The sequence below is a fragment of the Azospirillum sp. VT-I1 genome (assembly GCF_055698305.1).
On record NZ_CP168802.1, the window covers coordinates 439,959 to 453,137 of the forward strand.

4 protein-coding genes are annotated in these 13,179 nt (G+C 68.9%); all 4 read left to right on the forward strand.

The window, feature by feature from the left end; genetic code table 11:
- Positions 1–3: 3 nt before the first annotated feature.
- The 4 genes from AB8P05_RS16100 (at position 4) to AB8P05_RS16115 (ending at position 12,708) form a co-directional block, all read left to right on the forward strand.
- Positions 4–9,117, forward strand: coding sequence for an MBG domain-containing protein (locus AB8P05_RS16100; protein WP_472760057.1), 9,114 nt, complete (start codon positions 4–6; stop codon positions 9,115–9,117).
- Positions 9,117–10,937, forward strand: a complete 1,821-nt coding sequence (locus tag AB8P05_RS16105) for a ShlB/FhaC/HecB family hemolysin secretion/activation protein (RefSeq protein ID WP_472760058.1) — start codon at positions 9,117–9,119, stop codon at positions 10,935–10,937. Before AB8P05_RS16100 ends, AB8P05_RS16105 begins: the two co-directional genes overlap by 1 nt.
- Positions 10,938–11,045: 108 nt before the next feature.
- Positions 11,046–11,546, forward strand: a complete 501-nt coding sequence (locus tag AB8P05_RS16110; RefSeq protein WP_472760059.1) for an invasion associated locus B family protein — start codon at positions 11,046–11,048, stop codon at positions 11,544–11,546.
- Between the two features lie 112 nt (positions 11,547–11,658).
- Positions 11,659–12,708 (forward strand): AraC-like ligand-binding domain-containing protein, encoded by a 1,050-nt coding sequence (locus tag AB8P05_RS16115; protein ID WP_472760060.1) that lies wholly within the window; start codon positions 11,659–11,661, stop codon positions 12,706–12,708.
- The last annotated feature ends 471 nt before the right edge of the window (positions 12,709–13,179 follow it).

Consider the following 13,179-nt stretch of genomic DNA (forward strand, 5'->3'; position numbering starts at 1 on the left):
GGCATGCGACATTCGACCGACAGGCGGCCACGCTCCGCCGGACAGCTCATCGGCCCGGGTGGCCTGCTGTTCGCCCTGATGAGCTGCACGGCGCTCACGCCCCTGCATTCCGCGGTGGCCGACGAGGCTCTGCCGACCGGCGGGCGGTTCACCGCCGGGTCGGGGCGCATCGTCGAGCAGCCCGGCGGCCTGCGGATCGAACAGGGGTCGCGCACCGGCACCGTCGAATGGCAGGGCTTCTCCATCGGCAGCGGCAAATCCGTGCATGTCGAGAACGGCGCCGGCGCCACCCTCAACCGCGTCACCGGCAGCCTGCCCTCCCGTATCGACGGTTCGCTGACCGCCACCGGATCGGTCTATCTGGTCAACCGCGCCGGCATCGTCGTCGGCAAGGAGGGGCGGGTCGATACCGGCGGCGGCTTTTACGCCTCCACCCACGACGTTTCCGATGCCGCCTTCGCCGCCCAGCGCGACCTGACCTTCGCCGGGGACTCCAAGGCCGCCGTGGTCAATATGGGGACCATCGCCTCGCGCGGCGGCGACGTGGCGCTGATCGCCCGCTCCGTACGCAACGAGGGCAAAATCTCGGCGCCGAAGGGAACGGCGGCGCTGCTGGCCGGCTACGAGGTGCTGGCGAAGGAGACGGCCGACGCCGACGGACGCTTCGCGGTCAAGGTCGGCGGGTCCGACACCGAGGCGGTCAATGCCGGCACGCTGGCGGCGGCCAACGCCGAGATGCGGGCCAATGGCGGCAGCGTCTACGCGCTCGCCGGCAACACCGGCGGCGTGGTCAAGGCGACGGGCGTCGCCAAGCGGGACGGGCGCGTCTTCCTGACAGCCGGCGACGGCGGCAGCGTCACCGTCGAGAGCCCGGTGGTGGCGCAGCGCCGGACCGAGGAGGAGAGCCGGCGCCCCGACGCGGCGAAGCCGGACGCCACGAAGGCGGAGAGCGCGGGGAAGACCGCCAAGCGGGAGCCGCGCCCATCGCGGCGGCCGGAGCGGGCGGGCGGAGACATCCGCGTCTCCGGCGGATCGGTGACGGTGTCCGGCAGGCTCGATGCCTCGGGAACGACCGGGGCCGGCGGCACGCTGGTGGCGACCGGCAAGGCGGTGGTGCTGACCGGCAAGGCGGCGCTGGACGTATCGGGCGCCTCGGGCGGCACGCTGCTGGTCGGCGGCGATTACCAGGGCGGGCGGACCCCTGCGACGCGCTACCTCGCCGAGCCGGTGGCGACGGCGCGGACGGTCACGGTGGAGGCGGGGGCGCAACTCCGCGCCGATGGGACGCGGGGGGACGGCGGCCGGGTGGTCGTGTGGTCCGACGGTGACACCGCCTTCGCCGGAGCGGTTTCGGCGCGGGGCGCCGGCAAGGGCGGCGACGCGGAGGTGTCGGGCAAGGCGCGTCTGGCCTTCACCGGCACGGCGGACCTGCGCGGGACGGCGGGCTTCGGCACGCTGCTGCTCGACCCCTACAACCTGACCATCTCCGATGCCGCCGACAGCGGGATGTCCGGCTTCAGCGCCAGCGCCGCCGACAGCGTGCTGAACGTGGACACGCTGAAGTCGGCGCTGAATTGGGCCAATGTCCTGGTGACGACGGGGGACGGCGGCACCCAGGCCGGCGACATCACGGTGGCAGCACCGTTCACCTGGAACCAGTCGACGATGCTCACCCTGTCGGCGTACCGGGACATCACGGTGAATGCCGCCCTCACCGCCCAGGGCGACGAGGGCATGATCGTGCTGAAGGCCGGCCGCGACATCGCGGTGAACGCGGCCGTCACCGGCGAAACCAGATCCAACCTTTCGCTGCTGGCCAAGCGCGACGTCACGGTGAGCGCCGCCATGCGCGGTGCGCAGGTGGTGCTGTGGTCGGATTACGGCGGCATCGGGACGGGAACGGTGCGGTTTGACGCGGGGGCCACCGTCACGGCCTCCGGCGGAGCGTCCATCCTCTACAATCCCACCGCCTACACCGCGCCGACCGACTATTCCGGCATCGCCGGGGCGGGCACGGCGGTGACCGGCTTCATGCTGGTGAACTCGGCGGAGAATCTCCAGGCCATCGCCAGCAATCTGGCGGGCACCTACGCGCTGGGCCGCGACATCGACGCGCAGGCCACCGCCGGCTGGAACAGCGGCGCCGGCTTCGCCCCGCTGGGCAGTGCCGCCACCCCCTTCACAGGGCGGTTCGACGGCCGGGATCATGCCATCGACGGGCTGACGATCAACCGGCCGGGCAGCGACGATGTCGGCCTGTTCGGCGTCGTCGGCGCCGGCGGCGTGGTGCGGGACGTCCGCATGGTCGGCGGCAGCGTGCTGGGGGCGAACCGGGTGGGAGCCCTGGCCGGCAGCAATGCCGGGACGGTGAACTGGGCGTCGGCCACCGGCACGGTGACCGGGCGGGGCGGCGAGGTCGGCGGGCTGGTCGGCAGCAACGCCGGGACGGTCGGCCAGTCCTTCGCCACCGGCGCGGTGACGGCACAGGGCGGTGCGGCCGGCGGGCTGGTCGGCAGCAACAGCGGGACGATCCTCCAGGCCTATGCCAGCGGCGCCGTAACGGCCGGGGGCGATCAGGTGGGGGGCTTGGTCGGACGGATGACCGCAGGGTCTTTGACCGAAGCCTACGCCCTGGGCAGCGTGACGGGAACGAGGTCGGTCGGCGGTCTGATCGGCGACAACGGCGGCACGGTGACCGAGAGCTATGCCACCGGCGCCGTGACGGGGCAGGATGCCGGCGGCCTGATCGGTGCCAACGGCGGCACGGTCGAATGGTCCTTTTGGGACACGCAGACCACCGGTCTCGGGAGTGGCGTCGGCGTCGGCAACGGCACGACCACCGGACTGAGAGGCCTGACATCAGACGAGATCCGGGATTCCAGCGTCGTAGCGGACGGGAATTATTTCAGCTCCGGTACTTACAAATGGTACTCGAATATCTTCGATATAGGCCCGGACTTCAGGCCCATCGGGGTATGGGAGGCGGCCAGGACAGGAGCGGACGGCTACAGGGTCGTCAGCAATCTGCATCAGCTCGTCCTGATAAACGCGAGCGATGGCTGGACCGAATATCCCAAGGGCAGCTATCGGTTGGCCATGGACATCGACGCGTCTGAAACCGCAGGCGCCAACCCCGCGGGGATCTGGGGCGAGCGCGGATTTTATCCGATTGGGAACTTAAGCGTCAGATTTCGAGGAAATTTCGATGGCGACGGTCATGTAATCAAAGGACTATTCATCAACCGTCCAAATGAGCGGTACGTCGGATTTTTTGGCCAAGCAGTTGGATCTGCTAATAATAATGCCATTATCAAAAATATTGGAATTACCGATGGTCATTTTACTGGACAAATTTTTGTTGGAGGTCTTGTAGGATCTATTGAAGGTGGAGTGTCTATCGAAAGCTCTTACTTCACTGGAAGTGTTTCTGGCCAAAGTATTGTTGGTGGTCTTGTTGGAAATTCACAATCCCCCTTGGATCGGATCAAACGATCTTACGCGGTCGCATCGGTCACTGCGGCAGGGAATCGGGCTGGAGGGCTTGTCGGAAGAAGTTATGCAGGGATCGATCAGTCCTATGCCTCCGGCAGTGTGACAGGAGCCACCAACGTCGGCGGCTTCATCGGCGAGCATACTCAAGGCACCATCACCAACTCCTATTGGGACACGCAGACCAGCGGACAGCAGAACGGCGTCGGCAACAAGGTGGTGACCGGCCTGACCGGCTTGACCACGGCCGAGGCGCGACAGGCATCCTCCTATGTCGGCTGGGATTTCACCAAGGACTGGTACCAGTCCGGGGACATGCGACCGATCGGGCGGTGGGAGGCGGCGAAGGCGGGAAGCGACGGGGGCGCCGCCATCACCAACCTCCACCAGCTCCAGCTGATCGATGCGAACCCGGCGGGGTCCTACCGGCTCGGCGCCGACATCGACGCCCAGGCCACGTCGGGCGCCAGTGCCGCCGGCATCTGGGGGACGGGCGGCTTCACCCCGCTGGCGGGCGCCGGCTTCACCGGCAGCTTCGACGGGCGCGGCCATCTGGTCCGCGGGCTGACGATCAACCGGCCGGCGAGCGACGATGTCGGCCTATTCGGCAAGATCGGCACCGGCGGCACGGTGAGCAATGTCGGCCTCGACGCGACCGGCGCCATCACCGGCCGGAACCGGGTCGGCGCCATCGCCGGGACCAATGGCGGCACCATCCTCCAGTCCTTCTCCCGCGCCGGCGTGACCGGACAGGGGGCCGGCACCGGTGGGCTGGCGGGCAGCAACGCCGGCACCATCCGTCAATCCTATGCCGCCGGCACGGTGGCCGGGCAGGGCGACGGCGTCGGCGGGCTGGCCGGCGTCAATGACGGCACCATCCTGCAGACCTACGCCACCGGCGCGGTCACCGGGCAGGGCGACCGGGTCGGCGGGCTGGCCGGGACCAACGGGACGGGCGGCAGCATCGCCCAGTCCTACGCCACCGGCGCCGTGGCCGGCCAAGGCACCGCACTCGGCGGGCTGGCCGGACGCAATGACGGCACCGTCACGCTGTCCTATTGGAACACCGAGTCCAGCGGCCGGGCGGCCGGCGCGGGGGCCGGGGCCGTCACCGGCATGACCGGGCTGACCGGCGCGCAGATGCGCGACGCGAGCAGCTTCAGCGGCCTCGACGCCCTGGCCTGGGCGCCGGCTGACGGCACCGGAGCGCCGCTGCTGTTCGGCGTGTCCGGCGCGGTCGGCATCGTCCACAACACCGTCTATGGCGACGATCCGGCGACTGTGCCCATTGCCGTGCTGGGCGGGTCGGTGTGGAACCGGATCAGCGGCGGAGCGACCAGCACCCTGGCGGCCGGCGCCAATGTCGGGACCTATCTGAACCTCGTGGACGCGTCGGGGGTGACCGGCAGCTTCGGCCTCGGCGGGGCGGCCCGCGTGGTGAATGTCGGCGCCGTGGTGACGCCGGCCACCCTGACGCTGACGGCCGACGGCGGCACGATGGTCTATGGCGACGCCGTACCGACGCTGACGGGGTTTACGGTCACGGGCTGGAAGAATGGCCAGACCGGCGCGCTGCTGTCGGGCGTGACTGTCTCGACCGACGCCACCTCAACCTCGAATGTCGGCACCTCCTACCGCACGATGACGGCGGGCGGGACGCTGTCGGGGGCGGCCACCGGCAACTACACGATTGCCCGTACGGACGGTGCCTTCTCGGTGACGAAGGCCACGCTGACGGTGACGGCATCCGACGGCACCATGGTCTATGGCGACACCGTGCCGACGCTGACCGGCTATACGGTGACGGGCTGGAAGAACGGCCAGACCGGCGCGCTGCTGTCGGGCGTGACCGTCTCGACCGACGCCACCTCCGCCTCGAATGTCGGGACCACCTACCGGACGGCGACGGCGGGCGGGACACTGTCGGGTGCCGCCACCGGCAATTACAGCTTCAACCGTGTGGACGGCGGCTTCTCGGTGACGCCGGCCACCCTGACGGTGACGGCATCGGACAGCACCATGGTCTACGGCGACGCCGTGCCGACGCTAGGCTACAGCCTGTCCGGCTGGAAGAACGGCCAGACCGATGCCCTGCTGACGGGCGTGACCGTCTCCACCGATGCCACCTCCGCCTCGAATGTCGGCAGCTCCTACCACACCACGGCGACGGGCGGCACACTGTCGGGTGCCGCCACCGGCAACTACACGCTCAGCCATGTGGGCGGCGCCTTCTCGGTGACGCCGGCCACCCTGACGCTGACGGCATCCGGCGGCACCATGGTCTATGGCGACACCGTGCCGGCGCTGACCGGCTATTCGGTGTCGGGCTGGAAGAACGGACAGGGCGACGGGCTGCTGTCTGGCGTCACGGTTTCCACGGACGCGACGTCTCAGTCGAATGTCGGGACGGCCTACCGCACGATGACGGCGGGCGGGACGCTCTCCGGTGCCGCCACCGGCAACTATACGATAGCCCGTGCGGACGGGGCCTTCTCGGTTACGCCCGCCACGCTCACGGTGACGGCGGCCGGCGGCACGATGGTCTATGGCGACGCCGTGCCGACGCTGACCGGCTATTCGGTGGCGGGCTGGAAGAACGGCCAGGGCGACGGGCTGCTGTCAGGCGTCACGGTTTCCACGGACGCGACGTCTCAGTCGAATGTCGGGACGGCCTACCGCACGATGACGGCGGGCGGAACGCTTTCCGGCGCTGCAACCGGCAACTACACGTTTGCCCGTGTGGACGGCGGCTTCTCGGTGACACCCGCCACGCTGACGGTGACGGCGGCCGGCGGCACGATGGTCTACGGCGACGCCGTGCCGACGCTGACCGGCTATTCGGTGGCGGGCTGGAAGAACGGCCAGGGCGACGGGCTGCTGTCGGGCGTCACGGTTTCCACGGACGCGACGTCTCAATCGAACGTCGGCACCGCCTATCGGACCATGACGGCGGGTGGCACGCTCTCAGGTGCTGCCACCGGCAACTACACGATTGCCCGTGCGGACGGCGGCTTCTCAGTGACGCCGGCCACCCTGACGGTGACGGCGTCGGACGGCACGATGCTCTATGGCGACGCCGTGCCGACGCTGGGCTACAGCCTGTCCGGCTGGAAGAACGGGCAGACCGATGAGCTGCTGACGGGCGTGACCGTCTCCACCGATGCCACCTCCGCCTCGAATGTCGGCACCTCCTACCGCACCACGGCGACGGGTGGGACGCTCTCCGGTGCCGCTTCCGGCAACTATACGATTGCCCGTGCGGACGGCGCCTTCTCGGTGACGCCGGCCACCCTGACGGTGACGGCGGCCGGTGGCACGATGGTCTATGGCGACGCCGTGCCGACGCTGACCAACTACAGCGTGACGGGCTGGAAGAACGGCCAAACCGACGCGCTTCTGTCGGGTGTGACCGTCTCGACCGACGCCACCGCCGCCTCGAATGTCGGCACGTCCTACCGGACGATGACGGCGGGTGGCACGCTGTCGGGTGCCGCATCCGGCAACTACAGCTTCAACCGTGTGGACGGTGCCTTTTCGGTGACGCCGGCCACCCTGACGGTGACTGCGGCCGGTGGCACCATGGTCTATGGCGACACCGTGCCGGCGCTGACCGGCTACAGCGTGACGGGCTGGAAGAACGATCAGACCGACGCGCTTCTGTCGGGCGTGACCGTCTCGACCGACGCCACATCGCAGTCGAATGTCGGCACCTCCTACCGCACGATGACGACGGGCGGCACACTGTCGGGGGCCGCCACCGGCAACTACAGCTTCAGCCGTGTGGACGGTGGCTTCTCTGTGACGCCTGCCACGCTGACGGTGACGGCGGCCAACAGCACGATGGTGTATGGCGACGCCGTTCCGGTGCTGGGCTATACGGCATCGGGCTGGAGGAACGGCCAGGGCGACGGGCTGCTGTCCGACGTGACCGCCTCCACCGACGCCACCTCCCTGTCGAATGTCGGCACCTCCTACCGCACGACCACGGCGGGCGGCACGCTGTCGGGGGCCGCCGCCGGCAATTACACGCTCAGCCATGTCGGCGGCAGCTTCTCGGTGACGCCGGCCATCCTGACGGTGACGGCGGGCAGCCGCGAAATGGTCTATGGAGACGCTGTGCCGGGGCTGGACTACAGCGTGGCCGGCTGGAAGAACGGGCAGACCGACAATCTGCTGTCGGGCGTCGGCGTCTCGACCGACGCCGCCGCGCAATCGAATGTCGGCGCCTACCGCATCGCCGCGACGGGCGGTACGCTGTCGGGCGCCGCCGTCGGCAACTACACGCTTCGCCATCTGGATGGCAGCCTTTCGGTGACGCCGGCCACCCTGACGCTGACGGCGGCCGACGGAACCATGATCTATGGCGACGCCGTGCCGGTGCTGGGCTACAGCGTATCGGGCTGGAGGAACGGACAGGGTGACGGGCTGCTCTCCGGCGTCGCCGTCTCCAGCGATGCGACGGTGCTTTCGAACGTCGGCACCGGCTACCGCAGCATGACGGCGGGCGGCGCGCTATCGGGCGCGGCGGCCGGCAATTACAGCTTCAACCGTGTGGACGGCAAAGTCTCGGTGACGCCTGCCACCCTGACGGTGACCGCGGCGGACGGCACCATGGTCTATGGCGATGCCGTGCCGGTGCTGGGCTATAGCGTGTCCGGCTGGAAGAACGGCCAGGGTGACGGGCTGCTCTCGGGCGTCGCGGCTTCCACCGACGCAACCTCCCTCTCGAACGTCGGCACCGGCTACCGCACCATGGCGGCGGGCGGGACGCTGTCGGGTGCGGCGACTGGCAATTACAGGCTCAGCCATGCCGGTGGCACCTTCTCGGTCACGCCGGCCCTGCTGACGGTCAGTGCCTCCGACGGCACGATGGTCTATGGCGACGCCGTGCCGGCACTGGGATACTCGGTGACGGGTTGGAAGAACGGCCAGACCGATGCCCTGCTGTCGGGCGTCACCCTGTCCACCGACGTCCGCTCGCGGTCGGCGGCTGGGGCCGGCTACCGCATCACGGCGACCGGTGGGACGCTGTCGGGGGCGGCCAGCGGCAACTATGTGATCCGCCATGCCGATGGCAGGCTGACGATCGGCCGGAGGCTGCTGACGGTCGCGGCGGACGATGCCGCCCGGCTGTCCGGCACCGCCAACCCGGCCCTGACTTACCGGATTGTCGGCCCCGGGCCGCTGGACGGCGACCGGATCGACGGCCTGCCGGAAACCCTGGCGACGGCGGCATCGCCGGCCGGAGCCTATGCCATCACGCAGGGCGGCCTGACCGCCGGGGACAATTACGACCTGCGCTTCACGCCGGGGCTGCTGACGGTATCGCCCCAGCCGTCCGGTCTGGCCGCCATCCTGCCGGCGCGCCTGATCGAACCGGGCACTCTGTCGGGACCGGCCATCGCAACCCCCGGCCGCCCGGCCGAAGCGGGAGGATCGTCGGAGTCCGCGTCGCCGGCCTCCATGTCGGCAGCGCCCGCGTCGGAGGTCACCGGCCAAGAGGTCGCCGACACCCGCAAGGACGGCGCGCAAGACGTCTGCAGGGCGGCGGGCGGCGAAGGCTGCGCCTCGCTTCCGCATCCCGCCAACCGCTTCCTCGGAACCTTCCTGAGTGTGAAGTCCCCCTGATGCCCGCAACCGCCTTCCGTTTGTCCTTCGGTGCCCTGGCGCTGGGCGCCCTTGCCCTGACGGGTGGGGGAGTGCTGGCGCAATCCCTGCCGGTCGAACGCAACCCGCCGCCCCGGCCGGCCGAACCGTCCAACACGCTCTCGATCGACCCCGGCAACGGGGCCGCGGCGGACCGGACCCCATTGGGCGTCGAGTTGAGCGCCATCAGGCTGATCGGCCGCGATGCCGCCGTCCCATCGGCGGGAGGGGCGGCGGACGGGGCGGCGGGCGGGGCAGACGTCGGCACCGGTGGGATCCTTACCGGCCGGATCGGCATCGGCGGTGCCGAAACCGACCAGGCGCTGCGGGACGACCTGCGCACCGCCCTTTCCGGCTTCATCGGGCAGCCGCTGTCGATGGCGCTGATCGCCGATGCGCAGGCCGCCATCGCCGGAGTTTACCGCGAGGCCGGCCATCCCTTCGTGTCGGTCAGCATTCCGCCGCAGGAGGTCACCGCCGGCACCCTGACCCTGCGGGTGATCGAATTTGCCCTGGGGAAAATCTCCATTCAGGGGGAAGCGGACGGCCAGGGTGACGGGCGCGCTGCCGCTATCGCCGCCGGCATCCGCGGTGCGGAGGGGGAGCGGATCGAGGTGGCTCGGATCGACGAGGATCTGCGCTGGCTGAACCGCTACCCCTACCGCCGCGTCCAGGGCGTCTTCTCTCCCGGCGACGGGTTGGGCCGCTCCGACCTGACACTGGAGTTGTTCCCGCAGAAGCCGTGGCAGGTCTTCGCCGGCTATGCGAACACCGGCACGCGGGAAACCGACCGCAACCGCTTCTTCCTCGGTGCCGGCTTCGGCCTTGCCCAGCTTGGCGATGCCTACGGGTCGTGGCAGACCACCGGATCGCGCGACCTGTTCGCGGGTGCCGGGCGCCTGTTCCCCGGAGACGGCGAGCGTGCCCATTACCTCAGCCATTCGGCGCGCTTCGTCCTGCCCACCGCCGCCCGCCAGGCGATTGAGATCAGCCCGAACTTCGTGGCGACGCGGCAGAGGAACGGCTCCTTCACCTCCGACAACAATTTCTTCGAGCTGCCGGTCTATTACCGCGCCGCGCTGTCCAGCCTGCTGCCCGGTGTCCATCTCGGCGATGTCCAGGCCGGGGTCGAGGCCAAGACGCTCGACCGCCGGACCTTCTTCGACGGCGCCGGTCTCGGCCGGGCGCGCGTGGACGTCGTCCAGGTCGGCCTCGGTTGGGACCGGAGCTGGGGCGACCGGCTGGGAGCGACGGCGCTGAGCCTGATCGGCAAGATCAATCCGGGCGGCGTGATGGCCAACAACGACGATGCGGGCTGGACAGCCTTTTCGAACGGCCGGGTCCGGAAGGCGCGCTATGCCTATGTGACCGGCGTCGCGAACCGCAGCACCGACCTTGGCGGCGGGATCAGCCTGACCAACGAGTTGACGGTGCAGTTCGCCGGGCAGGCGCTGCCCGACACCGAACAGATCGCGCTCGGCGGGCTCTATGCCGTGCGCGGCTACGACCTGGGGAACGGGGCGGCCGACCGCGGCGTCATCCTGCGCAACGAGTTGCGCCTGCCTGGCGTTCCGCTGGTCCGGGGCGACATCCTCCAGCCCTTCGCCTTCGTCGACGGCGCAGTCGGCAAGGACATCGGTGCGCGCCGCGACCTGTTCCTGGCGGGGACCGGTCTCGGCCTCGACTACCGCGTCGCCGACCATGTGACGACGAACCTGACCGCCGCGGTCGCGCTGGCCGACGAAGGCAAGCGGCAGGCCGGCGATTTCGACCTGAAGGTCCGCGTCTTCGCCACCTATTGATCCTCCACCACCGATCCCGTCTTGAAAGGACGATCGAGCATCGTGACCATGACCCGCCGAAACATCGTTTTCCGGGGCACCGTTTTCCCGGGCGCCGTCTTGCCTTTGGTGATCCTTCTGTCCGCAGCAGGCACGGCAGCGCAGCAGCCGACTCCCGTTCCGGCACCGAACCGGACGACGGCCAATTACGACGATTGGCTGGTGCGTTGCGAGACCGAGCGCGACGGCACCAAGGAAACGAAGCTGTGCGAAACCGTGCAGACGATCGCCGGGCCGGACGGCCGGATCGTCGCGCAGGTCGTGATCGGCCGACCGACCGGGGCTGCCGGGGACAAGATCCTGGCCGAACTGCCGGCCGGCGTGCTGCTGCCGCCCGGCGTCGCCATCCGTGTCGGCGACAAGCAGGTGGCATCGCTCACCTTCCGGCGCTGCCTGCAATCCTGCCTTGCCGAAGCGGAACTGCCCAAGCAGAGCCTCGACGCCCTGGCGAACGCCACGCAGCCGATCAGCCTCGGCTTTTCGGACGGGGCGGGAAAGGCGGTGACACTGCCGCTGTCGGCCAAGGGGTTGCGCAACGCCTATGCGGCCGCCGGCGCTCCCGGAAAGTAGCAGTGGCGAGGAGGGGGTAAGTGTCGCCCGTGGATGCTGCCCCCCTTGATGCTTGACAGAGGGCATATGCGGATGCTTCCCCTTTCGGAGGGGAATTGTTCGAGTGCGATCGATGTCCGATGCGGCCCATGTGACGGAACCCGGTATGACGGCTCCGGTACTTCGCTTCGACAGCTCGGCCATGCCGGCGGAGGAGGGATTCGGGCAGTGGCGGGACCAGATGTCGCCGATCTTCGACATAAGCCTGTCGAAGGAGGATTTCGACGGCTTTCGCGGTAGCCTACAGACTTACCATCTGGGCGGCGTGCTGCTCGGCCGCTGCACAACAGTGACGCAGACCTTCCACCGCACCCCCCAGGTGATCACCCGCAGCGGCATCGACCATTATCTGATCCAGTTGCAGGTGAAGGGTGGGTCCTGTGGGACGATGGGGCGGCGCGAGGTCGACGTGCGGTCTGGCGACGTCTGCATCCTGGATCTGGCGCAGACGGTCCACACGGTGGATTACAACGTCGACACCCTGACTCTCTGCCTGCCGCGGGAGATGCTGGCTCCGCTGGTGGCCGCGCCGGATGAGCTTCATGGGCTGGTGCTGCGCGGCGGCAGCTCGATCGGCTCCCTGTTGTCCGCTCACATCCAGTCCCTCTATCGGGTGGCAGGCCAGCTGTCTTCGCGCGAGGCCATGACCGTGACCAAAGGTGCAGCCAGCTTCATCGCTGGTTGCCTAGGGCCGACCGTCAATGCGCTCGACCTCGTCTGGCCTGAGATGCAGGCGTCCCGCATGGCGGAGATTAAACGCTACATTGACGGGCATCTCGGCGATCCGGGGTTTGGAGCGACCCAGATCGCCGAAGCGTTCGGCCTTTCCCGCCCCACCTTGTACCGCTTGTTCGAACCGCTGGGCGGGGTGGCCGCCCATATCCTGCGGAGGCGGCTGGACCGCAGCCTGGCCGACCTGACTGCGGCGCACCGGTCCCAGCGCATCGCTGAGATTGCCCATCGCTGGGGCTTTCGCTCCGAAGCCGCCTTCAGCCGTGCATTCAGGTCGGCGTTTGGAATGACGCCCAGCGATGCCAGAGACACCGGGCAACGCCTGCGCCAGCCGGTTTCCGGCTCCACCGATGTGTTCAAGCGCTGGTTCCACGAACTCGCCGTTCTCTGATCAATTTGGTTACCAACTCTGCTGAAGACCCGCAATGACTGGCCTGTTGTGCGGGATCGGCGCGTTTGCACCAGCCCCGGGAGGCTATGCCGAGGCGTTTCTCCAGAGAAGATCCTGCACCATGCGTCGCAACACGATCCGAAGCGGTCCTTGGGGCATGTCGGAAGCGTCGCTGGCGACGGGCAAGGGACAGGGTAGGAGTCGATCAGATCGGCACCGGCGGCAGAGTCAATTCTCGGTGGCTTCGCGCCCCCGCAACCAAGTTAAGAAAAGCCCGCTGAGCTAACGCTCGGCGGGCTTTTTGCTGCGCGCGTTTTGCCGGTGATCCGCCCTCCCGATCCCCAGCCAATCTTCCCGAGCGTCAGGTCGCTGCGCCGATTGCCGGCCTCCGGCGCTTTATGCGCCAACGTCGGGGCGAGATCGTCGCTCGGCTGAAAACTGAGGGCTGCCACCGCGACCGAAAAGTTGCAC

Coding starts and splice junctions, on each gene's coding strand:
- AB8P05_RS16100 (WP_472760057.1), top strand. CDS start 4: ATGCGACATTCGACCGACAGGCGGCCACGCTCCGCCGGACAGCTCATC.
- AB8P05_RS16105 (WP_472760058.1), top strand. CDS start 9,117: ATGCCCGCAACCGCCTTCCGTTTGTCCTTCGGTGCCCTGGCGCTGGGC.
- AB8P05_RS16115 (WP_472760060.1), top strand. CDS start 11,659: ATGTCCGATGCGGCCCATGTGACGGAACCCGGTATGACGGCTCCGGTA.